This window comes from Stenotrophomonas sp. SAU14A_NAIMI4_5 (assembly GCF_003086795.1).
In the GTDB taxonomy this organism is placed as follows: Bacteria; Pseudomonadota; Gammaproteobacteria; order Xanthomonadales; family Xanthomonadaceae; genus Stenotrophomonas.
Genome location: NZ_CP026003.1, coordinates 3,601,531 through 3,622,522 on the forward strand (window position 1 = coordinate 3,601,531; position 20,992 = coordinate 3,622,522).

Sequence of the window (20,992 nt, forward strand, 5' to 3'; positions counted from 1 at the left end):
CGTATAACCCTTGGTCGTATTGGGAAATTTGGCTTTAGTGCGGTACTTGCCGTCGGACAGTGGCAGGGCAACATCAAAGGTCGCCTTGGCCATGTCATTGCCGATTACTTGCATGATCTTGCTCCAGCTTGAACTTACGATCGTGATCGGAAGCCGCCAGACTTGCCCTTGTGAGTGCAGGCTCTCACCCGAAGGTGGGCCTAAGATACCGTTCAAGTTCCAAGGCGGTGTCAGGCCGCCGACGCGCTGAATCTACTTTGCAAGCTCGAAGGCTTAAGAGCCGAGGCAGCGTCATCGGAGCCTCCCGGGGTCACCGGGGGAATTGTGCCTGATCAGGGCGCCATTCCAAGACACAAGAGCCGAGCCCACGCTCGGCTGCTACCAGATGGCACCGCCACGGTAGCGCCGGGCCATGCCCGGCGAGCGCAGCGGCGTTACATCCCCCAACGCATCACATGGCGTAACGCGGGTCCAACGGCTTGTCCATCAACCGCGACAACCACGGCATCGGCTCGCGCTGGGGGTACTCCTTCATCATGCGCTCGTGCAGCACCTGCATGTCGCTGAGCATCCAGCCGTGGAAGACCACATCCTGGAACGGGTCGGACCACGAGTTCTGCAACCGGTCCAGTTCTCCTTCCAGTGGCGGCAGCGCCCCGCCGGGCAGATTCAACATCGGCCGCAGCGCTTCATCCAGGGCAGCCGTGCGCTGCCCTGCCCTTTGCAGCTGCGCGACGCTCTCTTTCACATGCCAGCAGATGAAAGGCGCACATACACCCGTCGCCCGGATGTAGTCGGAGATATCCGCCAGCATGTCGGCCTGCAGCTGCTTGGACTCCTCACCCAGGTAGAGCTCACGCGCCCGCATCGCGCGCAACGTCGCCGCACGTACCTCGTCGGCCGTGGTGTAATCCTGCCCGGGCTTGCCGCCGCCGTGGAGTGCGACGGCCACGCGATGCATCGACTGCTCACGGATCAACCGCACCTGCACCCTGGCCGCCTCCGGATGCACACGCGGTACCGGCGGGTTGCTGATCTTCCAGATGATCCAGCAGGAATACACCAGGCCCAGCACCAGCAGCGCGTAGACAAGCGTCCATCCATTGATGCTGCGCACTACATAGTTGTACCGCGCGCGCCACACATAGAAGCGCCGGTAGGTCATGAAACGGCTGAACCGTTTGTACATCGCCATCTCCCTTTGAAGTGCCCCGGCGCAACGGGCATCCTTCTGCGCGCCACGCCGGGGCTGCACGGCTTACCAGCCGATGCCCACACCCACGCCCATGCTGCGTTCACCACTGTTGGTGAAGGCACCATTGAGGCTGAAGGTGGCCGAGCCCTTGTCGTTCAACACGCGCTGGTAGCCCACGGCCATGGCCGATTCGCCATCGCTGTAACCCACGCCCGCCCCCAGGCGGTTGTAGGTGTTCAGGCCGGCGGTGTTCATGGCCATCGCACTCTGCGCACTGCTCATCGCCGCCATGCGGTTGAAGCGCTTGTCCATCTTGTCCAGGCGCGCATCCACCTCGCGGGAGATGCCATCGCTGTACTCGTTGGCACGGGCCAGCATCTTCTCCAGCTCGGCGGTATCCACCTGCGGCTTGGGCGATTCCGGCTTGGGCGCGTCGGCCTGCGGCTGCGGTGAGGACTTCGGTGCGTTGCCGGCATCGGCTACGACCTTGTTGTCACCGCTGGACGGCGGCGGTGCAGCCGGCTCGTCGGCGGCCGGCGTGGCTGCCGTGGTGGACGATGCGGCGCTGTCCACAGCCGCCAAGGTGAGGGCGCGCGACTGCAGGGCCTGCGGCTGGCCGTCGATACGCTGCTCCAGCCCGTCCATGCGGCCGTTGAGCTGCTGCTGCATGGAATGCAGCTGGCCGCCGTTGACCGCATCGCGGCTGCCCGCGGCGATGGCACCGTTGGCGACGTTGGACAGCACCATGCCGTTGGCACCGGCGAAGGTGAGCTGGTTCAGGCCGTCGTTGCGGACGCTGGGGCTGTCCTGGAAGACCGAGCGCAGCTGGGATTCCACGCGGTCGGTGCGGGTGGTGTTGGTGACGACGGCGGAGTCCAGCGTGGACAGGGCTTCGTTGAGGGTGGACTGATGGCTGCCCTGCACATTGAAGTTGGGATTGATGATGTTGCCGTTGGCGTCGACATCACCGCCGAGGGTGGCGAGGGCACCGCGGAGCTGGCCGACGGTGGCTACATCGGTAGCGTTGCGGCCGCTGGCTACGTTTACGATGCGGCGTTGGAGCCAATCGGCGCCAACCGATACGGTATTTCTGTCTGTTGCGACGGAGAACGTGCCAAGTGCGACCGCATTCGATGCTGACGATTGAACCTGGCTACTCGCACCTATCGCAAGACCTCCGCTCGCCCCCACATACGAGCGAACGCCAACAGCAAAGCCATCCTCGGCTCTTGCGTGGACGTATGACCCACGACCCAATGCAACAGAATTTCTTCCATCCGCTGCCGAGTACGCGCCGATGGCAGTCCCGCCCTCACTACCAACAGACGCCGTCGCTCCGGCACCAATCGCAACACCGTAGCCCCCTGCGATTGTGGCCACTTCTCCATCGCCAGCGTCTCCTAGTGCAATATGGCGAGTACGATCCTGGATCTTCTCCATTGCTCTATGTGTGGCAAATAGCTGCCGACCGCTGACCACATCTCGGCTCTCCGCAGAGACCACCCCATCAGCAACACCCGTCAAACGAGCGCCGCCGAAGTCGATCACGTTACCCTGCTCCGCTGCCATCAGCCCACGCGACAGCAGGCCATCACGCTCACCGCGCAGATCATTCAGATCATTGCGGTTGCGGGCGATCTCCTGCTTCGCCTCAAACAGCTGGCTACCATTCACAGCATCACGACTGCCGGCGGCAATCCGACCGTCGGCCAGGTTGGTCAGCACCGAGCCGTTGGCGCCGGCCAGCACCAGCTGATTCAGGCCATCGGCGCGAACGGACGGGCCATCCTGGAATGCGGAGCGCAGCTTGCCTTCCAGGCTATCTACGCGGCTGTCCGCAGTGACCACAGCGCTGTCCAGTGCGGCCAGGGCGTCACCGACGTTGTTTTGAGTGCCGCCTTGGACGTTGTAGGTTGGAGCGATGATGTCGCCGTTAGAATTCATGCCCGCGCCACCGCCGAGGACCGACAAGGAGTCTGCGAGCTGTCCGATCGTACTTGCATCATGCTCACCATGGCCTCGTTCAACGTTTGTAACTCGGCGCTTCAGTCCCGCATTGCCAACTGAAACCACGTACTGTTCGCTGGCCACAGAACCCGAACCCAAGGCGACGGAATACTCAGCTCCTGCATCTACCTTTGCCGATCCTCCGATAGCCGAGCCATTGCTGCTGTAGACGCTGGCGCCACCGCCCAATGCGAACCCGTTCTCAGAACTCTGCTCCACGAATGCAGAGCTGCCAATCGCGACGCTACCTGTACCAAGTGCTCTTGCGAATGATCCAACAGCTGTTGCTGCGACTGCCGAGGAGGAGCCGGCCTCCGCGGAGTCGCCGATTGCTACTGAGAAATTGCCAGCCGAAGCATCTTCACTGAACTCGTTGGTCGCGATCTTCAAAAATCGTCCTACCAACTCCATAGCCTCAACACGCCGATTGGTATCAAAGAGCTGCCCACCAGTCACCGCATCAGTACTCGTCGCCGAGCTGATATCACCCGCTGCCACGCCACGCAGCTTCCCGCCAGCGATATCCACGCTTCCATCGGCAGCAAACTTCACCACGCCGTCCAAATCCGGATCGAAGTCCTCAAACTCCGAGCGCAACGCATCCAGATCGCGTCGATTGTCAGCAATGCGGCCAGACTGCGCCGCCAGATCGGTGCCGTGACCTGCCAGCACAGCCTCGTTCGCCTGCACCTTCTCATTGGTGGCGAACAACTGCTTACCAGTTACTGCATCGGTGCTGCTATCGGTCAGACGTGCATCGTCAACGTTCACGACGCGGCGCTTGAGGCCGGTCACAGCGTTACCCACCGATACCTCGTTGGTACCACCGGTCTCCGAGCGCTCACCCAGTGCAACGGAGTTCTCGTGCTTTGCTTTTGCATTGCCACCCAGTGCCACGGCGGCCCGGGCGGAGGCAGACGATGCGCTACCCACGGAAACGGCATTGTCACCGGCCGCAATCGCGCTATGACCCATGGCAAACGCCGCAGTGCCATTGGCCTTGGCGGCCTGCCCCATGGCCATGGCCAGATTGCCACTGGCGGTGGCGCGCTTGTCGTAGTCGATGGCCCCTGCCGTGGCCACGGCATTGCCCGTGGCATCGGCCTTGGCCTTGGCCTGATCGGCTGTTGCCTGCGCCGCAGTCGCCCCTGCGTGTGCGGCGTCTGCACGCGACTGAGCCGTTGCCAGACGATCATGGGTGGCCTGCAGCTGCTTGCCGGTCACGGCTTCGGTACTGGTCGCGCTGATTGCACCGTCGGCGAGGCCGGTCAGGCTACGACCAGCGCCAGACTTGTTGCGTACGTCCAGCACGCCTCCCGTGTTCTCGCCACCCAAGCGCATGCTGCCGCTGGCTGACTCCTGCTTTACCAGACCGCCAAGCACGTCGGCCTTGCCTTCTGCACGGTTCGCGACGGTCTGCGCATCAACGGCAGTCTTGATCACCGCATTGATGCGCGCCTCGGTGGCGTACAGCTGCTTGCCCGAAATGGCCTCGTCGCTGTCCGTTGCAATACGACCTGCGGCCACGCCATCAACAACGCGGCCAGTACCCGCCTTGTTGCGCACGTCCAATGCGCCACCCGTGTTCTCGCCGCCAAGGCGCAGACTCCCATTGGGCGTGACCTGGCTGACCAGACCACCCAACGCATCGGCCTTGCCCGACGCCGCATCGGCTGCGGCCTGCGCAGTGGCGACGTTGTTGTTGGTTGCAAACAACTGCTGACCGGTCACGGCTTCAGTACTGGCGGTGCTCAGATCGGCATTATGCAGGCCGGTGATGACGCGCCTGCCGCCGGTCTGGTTGCGAACCGAAAGCAGGCTCCCGGCATTCTCGGCCCCAATCTGCACGCCGCCGGTCGGCCCACCACTGATCAGTCGGCCCAGCCAGTCTGCCTTGCTCAGCCCGAGATCGGCAGTCGCCTTCGCCTGGTTTGCAGTAGCCTGGACAGTACCCAGCGTAGTGTTGGTGGCAAAAAGCTGATTACCGGTTACGGCCTCGCTGCTGCCTGCACTGAGCGCCCCGTCTTGCACATTGACGATCCTGCGCTTGAGATTGATGCTCGCATTGCCCACGGAGACTTGGTCATTTGCGGTGGTCACCGATTGGCGTCCCAGCGCGACGGAGCGATAGTGGCTGGCCTCGGCTCGGTCGCCGAGTGCGACGGCGCTTTCAGCAGTCGCCTTGGAAAGATTGCCCAGCGCGGTTGAATAGGTGCCAGACGCAACGGTCTCGCGACCGATGGCAGTTGCCTGCCCGGTTGTCGCCTGGGCGTTGTAACCCATCGCGGTAGAGAGCTGTCCGGTGGCCTTCGCCTGTGCGCCCACCGCTACGGCCTGCTTACCGACGGCCTGCGCTCCGTTGCCTGCGGCAGTGGAAGACTCCCCGCTGCGCGTGCCGCCGCCCAAGGACACTGCGCCATGGGCGTCTGCCAGCTTATTACCCGCGGCATCCACGCCAGCCCGGGCGTCATTGCCCAGCGCTACACTGCGGTTGTTGTAGGCCTTACTGGCGTTGCCCACGGCAGTGCCCGAATTTGCGCCAGCGCCCTCTGCTGCGGCGGCCCTGCCAAGCGCTGGCGCCTCCGCTTCGAGGCGTGCGACAGCGGCAGCCAGCTGATTGTTGGTTGCGAACAATTGCTGGCCAGTAACGGCATCGCTGCTGGACGCGCTCAACGTGGCATTCTGCACGCCGTTGACGTAGCGTTTGCCGCCATTCTTGTTGCTGACGGTGAGGACGTTGCCGGTGTTATCCGCACCGATATACATGGTGCCACCGACACTGGCCTGCTTTACCAGACCGCCCACACGCTGACTCTCTTGGAACAGCTGCCGGCCTGTTACAGCCTCGCTACTACTTGCGTTGATCGCGCCATCATCCAGATTGACAATCTTGCGTTTGAACGCAGCGCTGCCTACGGAAACCTGTTTCTCGCCGGTGGTCACCGACTTCTCTCCCAAGGCCACCGAGTTTTTGTGGGTTGCCCGCGCGTTCCCTCCCAGAGCAACGCCAAACTCAGCGGAGACATAGGACCCACTACCCATTGCAACGGCGTTGTTTGAGTCAGCAATAGCATCGTGCCCCAGCGATACCGCGCCCTCACCCGCAGCGCGAGCGATCTGCCCAATAGCCAGTGAACCGAATCCACTTGCAATTGCGCGATCCGCCTCTCGAATTTCGGTACCCGCATCCATCAACAGCGTCGGTACCCGCGTGCTGTCGATTACCCTCTGCAGCTGGCGGCCGTTGACCACTTCAAAGCTGTTGCTGTTGAGAGCCCCATCGTCCACGTTCACAATCTTTCGCTTCCGGCTGCTACTCCCCACAGAAACGGAATAGTCCTCACTTGCAACCGAGTCATAGCCCAGTGCTATCGAACCCATACCACTTGCATTCGCTTTGTGGCCAAGCGCGAGTGCGAAGCCACCTGTTGCGTTTGACCCTGCGCCAATGGCGGTACTGCTCTGCCCGATCGCAACGGCCAAGTGCCCGAATGCGGATGATGCGTAACCGCTGGAGCGTGCCCCCGGGCCAACGGCTGCGTTGTAGCTTCCTGCGGCATTAGCGCCCACCCCCAACTGAAGCGAATCCTGCCCTGCGAACGCGGCGGCGTAGAGCTGCGCATCTCTGTTTGACTGCGCAATCAGCCGGAGTGCGTGCGGCAACGAGCCGTCAGACAGCGAAGCGTCCAGCTCCTCCTCTGCGCCAACTTCACTTTCCAGCTCCTGCGCCATCAGCGCACCCGGCATCAGCAGAAGGCAGAACGACATGCTCTTGAGGACCGTGGATGCGGCCTTTCCGCGCGGCGCGGCCAATTCACTCGCCACGACCCAGCACTGCCGGGCGGTGGACCATAGGCGACGATAGATCTTGTTCATGGTTTTTCTCCTTAACAACAGGGACAGAGAGGAACCCGCCCGCGCCCTGCGCGTGGCGGGGTGTGGGGATTCAGGGCGTGAGGGTCTGTACGTGCTCGCGGTAGCCATCGCGGGTCAGCCGGTAGCGCAGTTGCACGGTGTGCCCGGGTTCGACAGCGAAGGGCAGCTCCAGCGCGCTGCCCGGGTATAGGCTCTTTGAGACGTCATAGGCCGTGCAGCGGCTGCCCACGCAGTCGGCAATGCTGGTGATGCCAAGGCGCAGCGTGCCGTCGTTGCGCAGGCGGTTGCCCTGCACGCGCGGCAGTACCGTGCCGTCATGCGGCAGCACATTCACCAGCGCGCCCCAGACCAGGTTCACGCCAACTTTTGCCTCGGCCTGTTCCTTCGTTTCGGCCGACGCTGCCTCCGGGCCAGCGACGCCTTCGAAGTACACGCGGTAGGCGGTTTCGCGTTCGACCGGCTGCAGCGGAATGACACGGATAAGGCGGTTGCCGCCACCGGACAGCGCGAACTTGCCGGGCGTTACCGCGATGGCGGCGTCACCGGGCTCCACCTCGACCTCGGTCTCTTCCGCACCTGCTGGATCGACGATGCGACGCAGCGATGCCTGGATGTACTGCGGCTGGGTGGACTGTGAATAGACGCGGATCTGGGTGCCGCGCTTGGCATCCACCGAGGTGCGCATGGGGTGCACGGTCAGGTTGGCCTGTGCGGGCAGTGCCAGCAGCAGGCAGAACGGGAGCAGACAGAGTGAGAGACGTTTCATGGAACTTCCTGGTGGGGATCAAGGCACGCCGGTGGGCACGCGGAGCTCGACCTTCAGGTCGCCGCGGTAGTAGCCGGGTTGTTTCTCGGCGATGGGAACGCGCGGCATGTTCAGGCGCAGCGGCGTATCCACGCAGAACACGGGCTGGCTCATGCCGGGCAGCACCACCAGCGTCAGCTTTGCGGTGTCGATGCCGGTGAGCTGTTCTTCCACGCCATTGCGCATGGACAATGGCGCGCCGTTGTAGTCGAGCGTGACGCCGTAATCGAGGCGCGCGTTGTCGCCAGTGCCACCACTGTCGCGGTGCCAGGCGGAGAAGCCGCTGGGGCCAGGTGTTCGACCACCGGAATCACGAACGGTCACGCCGAGATATGGCGCCTGCGAGCCGAGGCCGTCGTACAGGCACATATCCACGGTCGTGCCGCCACCCACGGTCTGGGCGATGGGGTCGTAGCGAAGGTTCATGCCGACGTGCGGCGAGATTTCGTCGAAGTGCGGGAAGTAGATGGCTACTGCGTCGCGGTCGGTGATGGTGAAGTCAAAGCTGAAGCTGTAGTTGGCAGTGACTGCTCCACCAAGAGCACTGTGCATAGACAAATTCAGGGTTGCTTGCCAGTGCCCAGCCACTAGTCGTGCCATCTCATCTTCTGGGATGATCAGCGCTGCTCCAGTACCCGTTGACCAGTACCCCGCGCAATCTTCCCCTCTTGCGGTGTTGATCGGCCGCTGGGCGCGCACCCAGTAGTCACCTAGGCAACGTCCCCCACTGATTGCGCGCTCAACCCATGCGCGCGCCCGAAGCTCGGTCATCAAACCCGAACGCATCTCCGTCGCTTGAATGCGAATGCTCGTCGCAAGCGTACTGAGGTCCATCATCCCTTCAGAAGCGCAGGCCCCAGTACTTGGGTCAGTGTTTGAGCGACAAGTGAGATGGAGCTGCCCATAGTCCAGGCTGGCATCGCTACTGAACCCAAGTAACGTCCTAGGCGCCCAAAGCTCCACATCCCCAGGCAACGCCGAGCGATCCCAACTCATCACAATGTCCCGGTGCTCGCTCACCGGATGCGTCTCCGGCGGCCGCTGCGCAAACGCCCGCGGCACCATCAGCACCAGCGCCGTACTCAACATCACCCACATCAATCCACGCAGCGCGCGCTTCATGGCGTACCTCCTGCCGCAGCGGTCCGCTGCGTGCCTGCAATCAGTGCCTGTTCCTGCAGCAGCCGCGTCACCCGCGCCTGCTGGCGGATCTCGGCTGGCAGCTGGGCCACGGCCAGCGGCTCGCAGTGCACTGCGCCCACCAGCATCACCACGCTGCGGCGCTCGCGAACCTGCAGCGGGCAATGCAGAAGGCGGTCGTCCTGCAGCAGGTACAGGGTGCGTTCGCGGCGCGGGAAGTCGGCCACGAAGCCGCCGTTGCTGCCGGTGCCGGGCACGGGGGCGTTGAGGATGCGGGCGCCGCCCAGCGGCACGCCGGCCACGTCGCGGGCGTTGCCGATGAAGGTGTAGGTCACTTCAATCGGCACCGGCATGCGCACCAGGCGTCCGGGCGCGAGGAACAGCGGGCGTGCGCCGCCCACGCCGGTCACACGGATGGCGGCGTCGCTGTTCAGTGCGCTGGCGTCCTGCACTTCGGCGCGGTGCGATTGATAGGCCGGCAGCGGCATCAGCCGGCGTTCGCCCAGCGCCAGACGCTGCTTGCGCTGTCCGCCCACCTGCAGCTCGGCAGCCACGCCGGTCAGTTCCAGATCGTCGGTGCCATCGACCTGCACGGCCAGGCCGGCTTCGGCGCCCAGGCCACCGCCCCAGTAGAAACCACGGCGGCCCAGCGCCAGCCCGGAGCTGTGGGTGGCGCTGTAGGTCACCTCGTTGCCGCCGCGCTGCTGGTAGTGCGCCACGCTGGCGCCGGTGTGGCCGTATTTGTTCTGGGTCTGCCCGCTCAGCGATGCGCTGTAGCGGTCGTTGTTGTTGCCGCGCAGGTCCACGGTGGCCTCGCGGTACTGCGCATCCACTTCCTGGCGCAGGGTCTGGCCGGCGCTGTAGTTCACATCGGGGCGCGCGTGCTGCGGCTGGCGCACATCCACGGCATAGCGGCGCTGCGAGCTGCCGATGTCGCGGCGCTGCAGACGGGTCAGGCTGAGGTTGATGAAGATGCCGCGGTCGCGGCTGTCGCCCACGCTGCGCTGGGTGCCCTGCTGCCACACGCCCACGCGGGTGGATACGCTGAACTCCTGCCAGCGCTGCACGCGGCTGTAACTGGCCTGCCAGGTGCGGGTGAGGTTGGGATCGCGGCTGTAGCGCGGCTCCCACGGCAGCAGCGGGTCGAGCGCGGCCATCGGGTCATCGGGGTCGGTGTTGAGCACGGTGCCGCGGCTCCAGGTCTGTCGGCGGGTGTAGGCGACGTAGGCGTTGCCACCGGCCACTGGCAGCGACATCGAAGCGCTGAGCGAATCGGCGCAGGCCAGGCGGTCGCGGGTATCGGTTTCGAACTGGCAGGCGCGCCCACGCAGGCGCTGCTGGTAGACGTTCCAGGACGCCTTGCGGCGGTACGACAGCTGGTGCTGCTGGCCGCGGCTGCCATCACTGCCACGCATGCCGCTGAAGCTGGCGCGCACGTCCTGGGTGGTGAACAGGTGGCGCAGGTCCACGCGTAGCTCGCCGTAGCTGAAGCCACCGAGATCGGCGGCACCGGCGGTGATGGCGGCATCGCGGCCCATGGGCACGCGCAGGCCGACCATGGCGGCCATCTCGCCATCGAAGCGATCGCTGCGGCGCTCGTTGCGGCGGCCGCCCTGCATGAACCACTGAACGCTGCTGTTGGCCCAGTCGCCGCCCTTGTCAAACGGTGCTTCTTCGCTGCGCACCAGCACGCCGTCTTCGTAGATGCGCAGGGTGATGGTGTAGTTGCCGAACGGGAACCGGCGCGTGTCCAGGTCGTTGATGCCGGCCTGCAGGTAGAAGCTCTGCAGCAGGCGCTCGCCATCGAAGGCGTCCACGCGTGCATCGCGGGCCAGCAGCACGGTCAGCGGCGTGGATTGCACGGCCGCTTCGGTATCCACATAGGCCTGGGTGGTGCCGATGCGCAGGCCGGCGAAGCGGTCCATCGGCAGCATGCTGAAACTGAAGGTGCCGCCCTGCGGGCTGGACAGGTTGCGGCGGTCCATGCGCCCGGCCTGCAGGTAGTGCTGCGGGCCCAGGTCATGGCGGTAATACGCGTTGTCGAACTGGAAATCGTGGCGGCGGCGGCCACCGCGGTACTGCTGGCTGTTGAGGTTCCAGTCCACGGCGATGTGGCCGCGCTCGAACATTCCCAGCGCGCCCGCGCCTTGGGCGGTGATGGCCTGGTAGCCACGGCCGCCGCTGAGGTTGATGGTCTGCTGGTGCAGGAAGGCATTCTCCGCATTGCTGCTGATCTGGTGGAAGCGGTCGGCGGCGGGCTCGGCGGTGATCCATTGCTTGGCAACGAACAGGCGCACGGCGCCCTCGCCTTCGTCGTACAGCGCGCGCACGGTGCTGGGGTCTTCCGGCGGATCGAGGTAGCCGCAACCGGCTTCGGCGCCGCCGAAGCGGCAGGCCAGGTGGCTGTTGCGCGCCATCGGCTGCGAGAGTGCGGGCAGCAGCGCGGCCTGGGCATCGGCCGACAGGTCAAGCGCCTGCAGCACGCGTGCGGGATCTTCCAGCTGCACGTGTTCCAGGGTGACGCGCACCGGCGACAGCCCGGCGCTGCGGCCGAACAGGCGGATGTCGAGCTGTTCGACCTGGCCTTCGACCAGATCCTCGAAACCGACGGGAACGCCGCGTGCCGCGACCAGCGGCGTGGCCAACGACAAGGCGAGCGCGACCGCCAGCCGGGTGACGGCGGGTGCGGGAGCTTTCATGGATGGGGTGCCTGGTGCGGCCGGCCCGGTGGTCGGGCCGGCGCGGGGGTGTTACGGCTGGAACGGCCGGTTACGGCTTCTGGATGAAGGCCAGCGTGACAATGCCCGAGTACTTGCCAGCAGTGGCGATGGCGGTGGTGTTGCCCTGGCCGATGGTCAGGTCCATCGGAATGGAACGGCCCGGCAGCGCGCCATCGAAGATCTTGCTGGCTTCGAAGTCTTTCGCCGTCGTGGACAGCGCTTCACCGTTGAGGCTCACGGCCAGCGGTACGGCGGTGCCGCCGGCACTGCCTTCCGGCATGAGTGACGGGCTGGCGCCGAGGCGCACAGTGATGTCCTTGTCGATGTCGTTGCTGTGGATGCGTACACGCTGGGTCCATGCCAGCAGCAGGCCGGTGGCCGGGTCATGCGACAGCTTGACCGAGTCATCAAGGGCGGTACCGTCGGCCTTCAGCATGGCCAGGGTCGGGTCGACGTCAGCCCAGACGGCAATATCGACTTCGGCGGCGTGTGCGGACAGCGAAGCGGTGGCCAGCGCTGCAGCCAGCGCGACCTTCTTCAGAATGGTTTTCATCGGTTGTCTCTCTCGGACAATGAAGGGAAGAAGCTCCCCTCCCGGAGGAAGGAGGGTGGGAGGGGAGCGTCACCACGCCGGAGGTAGGGAGTGGCGACGGAGAGAATGGTAGGAACCCCTACCCCCCGTTGACCATTCAACGATTCCTAAATATCTGGTTGTTAAGGAGTTTTGGGGATGGCGGTCAAGGTTTGAGAGAGATGCAACTTTTCGCCATTGCTTTTGCAACTAACCTCATTGAACACGTGGAAAGCATCCACGCATGGCGTGGCTCTACTGTGGATTCACGGAGCAAACGCGTAGCAGTAGATCCACGCCATGCGTGGATGGAACGAACGCCGCCGTGCATGGCCCTGCGCTACCCCAAACGCATCAGGCCGCCTTTCGGCGGCCTGATGGTCAGATCATTCAAACGTGTGCTGTCAGAAGAAGATCGCGTACAGGATCAACAGCGGAATCGGCACGCCCAACAGCCAGAGCAGAATCATTTTCATGGCAGGTCTCCTTGCATGGATTGCGGGTTACAGATCGCGGCGGCGGCCGCCCCAGGTGGCGCTGAGGCTGGCGAAGAACGCACCGATCAGCAGGGTGATGAACAGCCACAGTGCGGCATAGGCCGTGGCCTTGCGGGCGTCGTCAGCCGCCTGCTTGGCCGTGTTCTTGGCCTTTTCCAGCGCAGCACGCATGCGCGTCTGCACGTCGGTCACGCGGGCCTGGGCTTCGGCTTGGCTCATGCCGGTTTCGCGAGCGATCAGCTGCGATAGATACTGCGTGTCGGCCGGGTCGAGGCCATCACCCTGCAGGCTGTTGACGATGATGCGGTTCACTTCGGCACGCACCTCACGACGGTCGCCCATCGGGCCATGGCCCGGCATCGGGCGCGGCGGCGGGGCCGTGCGGGCATCACGCGGGCCGGCAGTTGCAGCGACCGGCGGCGGCGGCGGTGCAGCGGGATCCATCGGGGCATTGCTGCCCGGGGCGGCACCCGGTGCAGGCGGGGCCGGCGGCGCAGCGGCGGCGTCCGGGCCCGGGACCGGAGTGGTTGCATTACGGAACAGCGAATCCACCCAATAGTTGAGGTCGCCTTCCGGCGCACCCGCAGCCGCCGCACCGGCACCGGCTGCGGCAACGCCTGCAGTGGACGCTGCAGCACCTGCGGTGGCGCCCGCAACCTTGGCACCGGCACCCAGCACACCGCCAATGGCCGAGGTCAGCAGACCGGCGGTGAGCAGCGTGGCGACGGCCCACGACACGAAGCCGTGCGCGGTATCGCGAAAGTAGGTTTCATCGCCGTGGATCTGCGTCCACTTGGTGCGCAGGCGACCGGCCAGATAACCACCCAGGCCGGAGGCGGCCAGTGCGGTGAAGGTGAGCCAGGCGACGCTGGACCAGCCGAAGGTTTCTTTGCTGACGCCTTCGAACGACCACGGCGAGACCGAGGACAGGCCCAGGCCGACGCCGAGGATCAACAGGACGAGGGAGAGCGCGGCAGCCGCGGCGGCGCCCGCGAATATCGCGCCCCAGGACACGGCGCTTTCGCTGGGCGGCGCGACGATGGGCGCGGTGACGACGGTGGCGACGTCAGGGCCGAGCGGGCCGCGCTCGGGTGGATCGAATCGGGTACTCATGGAATGAAGGCTCCGTAACAATGCTGCGGCTGCAGCTGGCCATGACGAGGCTGCGCGAGCGCTTGTGAAGCTGGTGAGACCTGTAAATCACGCGGTCTTGGCGCGGGTAGATCGACGCCACGCGTGCATCGATGAGCACATCAGTAGATCCACGCCATGCGTGGATGGTTTTGCGCGGACGCGCAAAGGCAGGAGCCGCCGGGCATGGATCGGAGAACACGTCAGTAGATCCACGCCATGCGTGGATGGTTTTTGCGCGGACGCGCATACCAAGGCAGGAGCCGCCGGGCACGGCCCGGCGCTACCGGGTACGGTGCCAAGTGTCGGTAGTTCCCACGCCATGCGTGGATGGTTTTGCGCGTGCGTCGACATCGTGCGGACCAACGGTCCGCACCCACCAGGGCAGGAGCCGCCGGGGCATGGCCCGGCGCTACCGGGGTACGGTGCCGGGTGTCAGTAGATCCACGCCATGCGTGGATGGTTTTGCGCGGACGCGCAAAGGCAGGAGCCGCCGGGCATGGCCCGGCGCTACCAGAGCCCGGCAGGCCCATCCGACGCAAAAAAACGCCCCGCGGATGCGGGGCGCTCTCAACACAACCTATCGCAGGCGATCAGCCCTGGTAGTCGCGCACGTCGGCGCCGGTGTAGACCTGGCGCGGACGGCCGATCTTCATTTCCGGATCGACCTGCTGTTCCAGCCAATGCGACACCCAGCCGGAGGTACGGCCCAGGGCGAACATGACGGTGAACATTTCGGTCGGGATCTGCAGCGCCTTGTAGATGATGCCGCTGTAGAAATCGACGTTCGGGTACAGCTTGCGAGCGACGAAGTACTCGTCCTGCAGCGCGGCCTGTTCCAGCTTCACGGCCACGTCCAGCAGCGGATCCTGCACGCCCAGCTGCTTGAGCACCTTGCCGGTCATCTCACCGATGACCTTGGCGCGCGGGTCGAAGTTCTTGTACACGCGGTGGCCGAAGCCCATCAGGCGGAAGCCGGAGGTCTTGTCCTTGGCCTTGACCACGGCGGACTCGACGTTGTCGGCAGTGCCGATCTCTTCCAGCATCTTCAGCACGGCTTCGTTGGCACCGCCGTGGGCCGGACCCCACAGCGCGGTGACGCCAGCGGCGACCGACGCGTACGGGTTGGCACCGGTCGAACCGACCAGGCGCACGGTCGAGGTCGAGGCGTTCTGCTCGTGGTCGGCGTGCAGGATGAACAGCAGGTCCAGTGCCTTGACCACGTCCGGGTTCAGATCGTACTGGCCATCCGCCGACTCGAAGGTCTGCTTCAGGAAGCGGCTGACGTAATCCAGCGAGGTGTCCGGCTTGTTGGCCGGCAGGCCCTTGCCGTGGCGGTAGATCAGGGCCGACAGGGTCGGCACCTTGGCGATCAGGCGCACGGCGGCCTGGCGGCGCTGTTCGGCGTCGGACAGGTCCAGCGAGGCGTGGTAGATGCCCGACAGCTGCGCGATGGCGGCGGTCAGGATGGCCATCGGGTGGGCATCCTTGGCGAAGCTGCCGATCAGGGTGTTGATCGACTCATCGACGTTGGCTTCGGCGGTCAGCTCATCGGTGAAGGCCTTCAGCTGCTCGGCGCTCGGGCGCTCGCCGTTGATCAGCAGGTAGGCCACTTCGACGTAGCTCGACTTTTCCGACAGCTGTTCGATCGGGTAGCCGCGGTACAGCAGCACGCCCTTGTCGCCATCGATGTAGGTGATGGCGGACTTGCAGCTGGCCGTGGCGGTGAAGCCGGAATCGTAGGTGAAATACCCCGTTTCCTTGGTCAGCTTCGCAATGTCGACGCAGTCGTTGCCAAGGGTGGGTTTGATGACGGGCAGAACGACCGACTTGTCGCCGGCGTTGAGCGTGACCTGATCAAGATCGGACACTGTGTGCGCTCCTTCATGGGAAGGCGCCTGCCCAAGCGCATTGGTCAGGCACGTGAATGACGTCCTCGGCCTGTGCCGGGGATCAGGTCATTATCGCACAGCAGCATTTGTCGGGTGCTAGACGGAAGTCGTAGACGACGGGCAGCAGCAACCCTGCCGGCAAGCGGCCTTGATGGGCAAAGACGCCATCCCCTGAACGGTCTGTTCCGCCATTCCAAACGCCCGTTGGGTGGGCGCCGGACAAAAACAAACGGCCGCGCAAAGCGCGGCCGTCGGTTCGAAGCTGGATCGACGGATCAGCGCGCGTAGCGCTTCTGGAACTTGTCGATACGGCCCGAGGTGTCGATCACCTTGTGCTTGCCCGTGTAGAACGGGTGCGAAGCCGAGGAAATTTCGACCTTGACCAGCGGGTATTCGTTACCGTCGGTCCAGGTGGTGGTTTCCTTGGTCGCCATGGTGGAGCGGGTCAGGATCTTGAAATCGGAAGTGACGTCTTCGAAGACGACGTCGCGGTAGTTCGGATGGATATCGGCCTTCATGGGCTCACACCGTAAATGGGCTGGTGGTCAAGAGCGGCATTATAAACACCGGTTGCCGCGTGGGGCAACCGGTGTTTGCACATCGGGATCAATTGGCGCCCAGCGCCTGCCGGACCAGGGCCTCGAAACGGGCCTGGTCGTAGGCCATCAGCAGGTCGCAGTTGTCCGGCTGGCCGGTCTGGCGGTTCCAGTCGACGATGGTGGCGCCGCGGCTGAACGTTCCGTTCAGTTCCACGTTCAGCGGACGCGATTCCACCTGCAGCTGGCCTTCCGGGTTCAGCGCCCAGGCCATGGCCACCGCATCGGCGGTGTACCAGCGGCCACCCTTGGCGTCTTCGGACAGCGCGCGGGTCTTGCGCGAGATCAGCTCATAGAAGCGTGCGCGGTCGGAATCGGCCTGCAGCCACTGCTCCGCCTGCTCCAGCGGCAGGCCGTGGGCGACAGTAGCCTCCCAGTCGGACACCAGCAGGTGCTTGAACGAGGTGAACACCACATGCGCGGCTTCGGGGTCGAAGGCGATGTTGAATTCGGCGGCCGGGGTGATGTTGCCGTGGCAGGTGACGGCGCCGCCCATCACCACGATGCGCTTGATGCGCTGCGGCAGGGTCGGGTCCAGTTTCAGCGCCAGCGCCAGGTTGGTCAGCGGGCCGAGCATCACCAGCATCAGCTCGCCGGCGTACTGGTGCGACAGGCGCAGGATGGCCAGCGCGGCGTGCTCGGCCTCGGCCTGGCGGCTCGGCGGCGGCAGGTCGACATCGCCATAGCCGTCGCGGCCGTGCACGTGGGCAGCGTCCATCGAGGGGTGGATCAGCGGATCGGGGCTGCCAGCGAACACCGGCACGTCGGTGCGGCCGACGATGTCGCAGAGCTTGAGGGCGTTGCGGACGGTGTAGTCGAGGCCGACATTGCCGGCGGCGATGGTCAGGGCGACCACGTCGTGCCGTTCATCGGCGAAGGCCATCAGCAGGGCCAGGGCGTCGTCCACACCGGGGTCGGTGTCGATCAACAGCGGGATCTTGTGGGTCATCGTTGCCGTCTTCAGATCGGCAACGAAGTGTGGACCGGGTTGATGACCGTTGCAAGACCACCCTGCCCCGAGGGCAGATGCGACGGGGACAGGGTCGGATCCCTTGCCCAGAGGGCAAGGGCTCTGACCCCATCCCCTCCCAAGGACTGACGCAATCAACCCAAAACACGCACCCACCCTCCAATTGCACGTATTTCGAGGTTTCAAACAATCCTCATTGAGACCACAAGGACCGCATGGAAATGATGCGGTGCCATCGACAACGGATGGCACGGGCTTCCAATCCCGTTTGACCAATGATGTTTACGCTTGCCTGCCGGCGTTGCGTGCGTGTTGCTGCGCGGCGTCCGGCAGGCGATCCGTCCGCGCCTCCTATGGCGGGCGGTGCGTGGGGGCTTCGTGCCCGCCGGCTTATCAGCATTGGTCACCGGTATTGGAACCACTCACCGCCCGCCACCCTCGCCTTCGCGACGGTGGCTTCCTGCCTTGTGCACGAGGATTGCCGACATGACTGCTTCCCACTATCCCCTGCTGTTCGCCACCTTGGGCGACGCCGCCGCCAGCATCCCCGATGCTTTGGCACGCACGCTGGAAACCACGCTGTCTGCCACCCAGGCCGCCAACACCGGTGAAGGCCCCAGCCTGCTGGACTGCCTGCGCCGCATCCGCCACGGCGAAGGTGCCGATGGCCAACCGTGGCGGAGCGAGCGGCATTCCCCCGGGCAATGCATGGCGCTCGCCCGCATCGACCGCGCGGCGGCGGGCCTGACGTTGCTGTTGGAAATGCTGCACGCCAGTGAGCGCCTGCGCGTGGATGGTGAAGAGGCGCAGAACGTCGGCGATGACGTGCGCGAGGGCCTGCTGCTGGCCTGCCGTGGGTTGTCCGAATACGTGGGCACGCAGTTGCCTGCGGCGTAGCCCGTTGCCCAGTAGATCCACGCCATGCGTGGATGATCGGTCGCGTCGTGGATGGGGTCAGAGCCCTTTGCTGTGCAAAGGGATCTGACCCCTTCGGCGGCTACGCCGAGGCGTAGCGCACGGCGGTGCCGATCCAGCGGTTGACCACGCGGTCGGCCAGCGCGGGTTGCTGGGCCAGCAGGCGTTCGGCCAGGTCGTGCACGCCGGGCAGCAGGCCGGCGTCGCGGGCCAGATCGGCAATGCGGAAACCGGCCAGGCCGGTCTGGCGGGTGCCCAGCAGTTCGCCAGGACCGCGCAGCTCCAGATCCTTCTCGGCGATGACGAAGCCATCGTTGGTTTCGCGCATCGTCTGCAGGCGCTCGCGCGCCATCTGCGAAAGCGGCGCCTGGTACAGCAGCACGCAGCGCGATACCGCCGATCCACGCCCCACCCGACCGCGCAGCTGGTGCAGCTGGGCCAGGCCGAGACGCTCGGCGTTCTCGATCACCATCAGCGAGGCATTGGGTACGTCCACGCCCACTTCGATCACGGTGGTGGCCACCAGCAGATCGATCTCGCCGGCCTTGAACGCGACCATTGTGGCCAGCTTTTCCGCCGCCTTCAGGCGGCCATGCACCAGGCCCACGCGCACGCCAGGCAGCAGCGCCTGCAGCGATTCGTACGTGGCCTGGGCGGGCGTGGCATCCAGCTCTTCGCTTTCTTCGATGAGCGTGCAGACCCAGTACACCTGGCGCCCTTCCTGGCAGGCCAGCGCGATGCGTTCGATCAGTTCGGGACGACGGTCGTTGTTCAGCGCCACGGTCTGCACCGGGGTGCGGCCGGGTGGCAGTTCGTCGATGGCCGATACATCCAGATCCGCGTATTCGGACATCGCCAGCGTGCGCGGAATGGGCGTGGCGGTCATCACCAGCTGGTGCGGCACGCTGTGTGCGCCTGCCCCCTTGTCGCGCAGGGCCAGCCGCTGGTGCACGCCGAAGCGGTGCTGCTCGTCGACGATGGCCAAGGCCAGGTCCTGGAACACCACCGCTTCCTGCATCAGCGCATGGGTGCCGACCACGACCTGCGCTTCGCCATTGGCGACCTGCTCGATCACCTTGGCGCGCGCCTTGCCGGTGACCTTGCCGGCCAGCCAGCAGACGCGCACGCCCAGCGGTTCCAGCCAGCCGCGAAGATTGTTGAGGTGCTGTTCGGCCAGCAGCTCGGTGGGTGCGGCCAGGGCGACCTGCTTGCCCTGCTCCACCGACAGCATGGCGGCCAGCGCGGCCACCACGGTCTTGCCGGAACCGACGTCACCCTGCACCAGCCGCAGCATCGGGCTGGGGCGCGCGAGGTCTTCGCGGATCTGCTTGAACACGCGCGCCTGCGCGCCGGTCAGCGCGAACGGCAACTGCTTCAGCAGGGCCTTGGCCAGCTTGCCCGGGCCGGCCAGCGGCGGCGCGTGGTGCGCCTGCAGGGCAATGCGCTGGCGGCGCAGGCTGAGGTGGTGGGCCAGCAGTTCTTCCATCGCCAGACGTCGCTGCGCCGGGTGGGTGCCCGCGGCCAGCGCGGCCAGATCGGCATCCGGCGGCGGCTGGTGCACGGTCAGCAGCGCGCTGCGCAGCGACGGCAGGCCCAGGCCGTCGAGCCAGCCGGTGGGCAGCAGCTCCAGCGTGCTTTCCTCGGGCAGGCGGTCCAGGGCCTGGCCGATCAGCTTGCGCATGGTCATCGGGCCGACGCCTTCCACGGTGGGATACACCGGGTCGAGGCGGTCGCCGAGTTCGGGGTCGTCGTTGCGGCCCAGCACCTGGTAGCTGGGGTGGACGATTTCCAGGCCGAGGTGGCCGGGCTTGGGCGTGCCGAAGCAGCGCAGCCGGTTGCCCACCGCGAACTGGCCGACCTGCTGCTGGCGGAAGTGGAAGAAGCGCAGCACCAGGGTGCCCCGCCCTTCGTCTTCCACCGCCACCTTCAGCATGGGCCGGTAACGCATGCCGCGTTCGACCGCGGTGACCCGCACTTCCACCTGCGCGGGCACGCCCGGGCGCAGGTCTTCGATGCGGGTCAGGCGGGTGCGGTCTTCATAGCGCAGCGGCAGGTGCAGCCACAGATCCTGCAGGGTGGCCAGGCCACGCGCCTGCAGTTTGGCGGCCACGGCCGGGCCCACGCCGGCCAGCATCGCCAGGGATGCTTCGCCGGACGGTGACAGTGCCGGGGTGACCGCCGCCTTGCGTGCCACGGGTGGGTCAGTCGATGACCATCACCGCGTCGACCTCGAAGTTGGCGCCCTTCGGCAGGCCGGAGACTTCGATGGTGGAACGGGCCGGGAACGGGGCCTGGAAGTAGTCCTGCATGACGGCGTTGACCTTGGCGAATTCGGCCAGGTCGGTCAGGTACAGACCCAGGCGCACGACCTTGTCCAGCGAACCACCGGCAGCTTCGGCCACGGCCTTGAGATTGTCGAAGGCGCGGCGGGCCTGCGCTTCCACGTCACCCACGCCGACGATGTCGCCGGTGGCCGGGTCCAGCGGAATCTGGCCGGAGAAGTACACGGTGTTGCCGGCGCGCACGGCCTGCGAGTACGGGCCGATGGCGGCAGGCGCCTTTTCGGTGTTGATGATCTGGCGGGACATGGTCGCTCCGGTGCGTTGGGGGAAAACAGAGCGGTGATTGTACCGGGTGGGCGCGATGTCGGCTGGGGTCGGATCCGTTTCCCGGCGGG

The 20,992-nt window shown here is 65.5% G+C and carries 13 protein-coding genes; 1 reads left to right on the forward strand and 12 read right to left on the reverse strand.

Annotation, left to right across the window (positions count from 1 at the left end):
- Positions 1-451: 451 nt before the first annotated feature.
- The 10 genes from C1925_RS16630 to C1925_RS16675 form a co-directional block, all read right to left on the reverse strand.
- Positions 452-1,255 (reverse strand): hypothetical protein, encoded by an 804-nt coding sequence (locus C1925_RS16630; RefSeq protein WP_216821980.1) that lies wholly within the window; start codon positions 1,253-1,255, stop codon positions 452-454.
- 3 nt (positions 1,256-1,258) lie between these two features.
- On the reverse strand, positions 1,259-7,078 hold the full coding sequence (locus C1925_RS16635; protein ID WP_159097551.1) for an ESPR-type extended signal peptide-containing protein: 5,820 nt from the start codon (positions 7,076-7,078) through the stop codon (positions 1,259-1,261).
- Between the two features lie 70 nt (positions 7,079-7,148).
- The gene (locus C1925_RS16640; protein ID WP_108769857.1) at positions 7,149-7,844 is read right to left on the reverse strand and encodes a pilus assembly protein; all 696 of its coding nucleotides are present in this window, start codon (positions 7,842-7,844) and stop codon (positions 7,149-7,151) included.
- 18 nt (positions 7,845-7,862) lie between these two features.
- Positions 7,863-9,005, reverse strand: coding sequence for a CfaE/CblD family pilus tip adhesin (locus C1925_RS16645; RefSeq protein ID WP_108769858.1), 1,143 nt, complete (start codon positions 9,003-9,005; stop codon positions 7,863-7,865).
- Positions 9,002-11,722, reverse strand: a complete 2,721-nt coding sequence (locus tag C1925_RS16650) for a TcfC E-set like domain-containing protein (RefSeq protein WP_108769859.1) — start codon at positions 11,720-11,722, stop codon at positions 9,002-9,004. The genes C1925_RS16645 and C1925_RS16650 overlap by 4 nt, the downstream gene beginning before the upstream one ends.
- Positions 11,723-11,792: 70 nt before the next feature.
- Positions 11,793-12,296, reverse strand: a complete 504-nt coding sequence (locus tag C1925_RS16655; RefSeq protein ID WP_108769860.1) for a CS1 type fimbrial major subunit — start codon at positions 12,294-12,296, stop codon at positions 11,793-11,795.
- Positions 12,297-12,817: 521 nt separating this feature from the next.
- On the reverse strand, positions 12,818-13,924 hold the full coding sequence (locus C1925_RS16660; RefSeq protein ID WP_108769861.1) for a hypothetical protein: 1,107 nt from the start codon (positions 13,922-13,924) through the stop codon (positions 12,818-12,820).
- Between the two features lie 611 nt (positions 13,925-14,535).
- Positions 14,536-15,813: a citrate synthase gene (locus C1925_RS16665; RefSeq protein WP_108769862.1), complete on the reverse strand. Its 1,278-nt coding sequence runs from the start codon at positions 15,811-15,813 to the stop codon at positions 14,536-14,538.
- Positions 15,814-16,109: 296 nt separating this feature from the next.
- Positions 16,110-16,352, reverse strand: a complete 243-nt coding sequence (locus tag C1925_RS16670; protein WP_079223041.1) for a type B 50S ribosomal protein L31 — start codon at positions 16,350-16,352, stop codon at positions 16,110-16,112.
- Positions 16,353-16,440: 88 nt separating this feature from the next.
- On the reverse strand, positions 16,441-17,379 hold the full coding sequence (locus C1925_RS16675) for a nucleoside hydrolase (protein ID WP_108769863.1): 939 nt from the start codon (positions 17,377-17,379) through the stop codon (positions 16,441-16,443).
- 507 nt (positions 17,380-17,886) lie between these two features.
- Between C1925_RS16675 and C1925_RS16680 the strand changes: the two genes are divergently transcribed.
- Entirely contained in the window at positions 17,887-18,297 is a 411-nt protein-coding gene (locus C1925_RS16680; RefSeq protein WP_108769864.1) for a hypothetical protein, read from the forward strand.
- A 100-nt stretch (positions 18,298-18,397) separates the two neighbouring features.
- Here the strand turns inward: C1925_RS16680 and recG are convergent, their stop codons facing one another.
- Complete coding sequence (gene recG / locus C1925_RS16685) at positions 18,398-20,509, reverse strand: ATP-dependent DNA helicase RecG (RefSeq protein WP_108769865.1); 2,112 nt, start codon at positions 20,507-20,509, stop codon at positions 18,398-18,400.
- Positions 20,510-20,516: 7 nt separating this feature from the next.
- On the reverse strand, positions 20,517-20,903 hold the full coding sequence (locus C1925_RS16690) for a RidA family protein (protein WP_025874214.1): 387 nt from the start codon (positions 20,901-20,903) through the stop codon (positions 20,517-20,519).
- Positions 20,904-20,992: the final 89 nt, after the last annotated feature.

Coding starts and splice junctions, on each gene's coding strand:
- C1925_RS16635 (WP_159097551.1), bottom strand. CDS start 7,078: ATGAACAAGATCTATCGTCGCCTATGGTCCACCGCCCGGCAGTGCTGG.
- C1925_RS16650 (WP_108769859.1), bottom strand. CDS start 11,722: ATGAAAGCTCCCGCACCCGCCGTCACCCGGCTGGCGGTCGCGCTCGCC.
- C1925_RS16670 (WP_079223041.1), bottom strand. CDS start 16,352: ATGAAGGCCGATATCCATCCGAACTACCGCGACGTCGTCTTCGAAGAC.
- C1925_RS16675 (WP_108769863.1), bottom strand. CDS start 17,379: ATGACCCACAAGATCCCGCTGTTGATCGACACCGACCCCGGTGTGGAC.
- C1925_RS16645 (WP_108769858.1), bottom strand. CDS start 9,005: ATGAAGCGCGCGCTGCGTGGATTGATGTGGGTGATGTTGAGTACGGCG.
- C1925_RS16680 (WP_108769864.1), top strand. CDS start 17,887: ATGACTGCTTCCCACTATCCCCTGCTGTTCGCCACCTTGGGCGACGCC.
- C1925_RS16640 (WP_108769857.1), bottom strand. CDS start 7,844: ATGAAACGTCTCTCACTCTGTCTGCTCCCGTTCTGCCTGCTGCTGGCA.
- C1925_RS16660 (WP_108769861.1), bottom strand. CDS start 13,924: ATGAGTACCCGATTCGATCCACCCGAGCGCGGCCCGCTCGGCCCTGAC.
- C1925_RS16655 (WP_108769860.1), bottom strand. CDS start 12,296: ATGAAAACCATTCTGAAGAAGGTCGCGCTGGCTGCAGCGCTGGCCACC.
- C1925_RS16690 (WP_025874214.1), bottom strand. CDS start 20,903: ATGTCCCGCCAGATCATCAACACCGAAAAGGCGCCTGCCGCCATCGGC.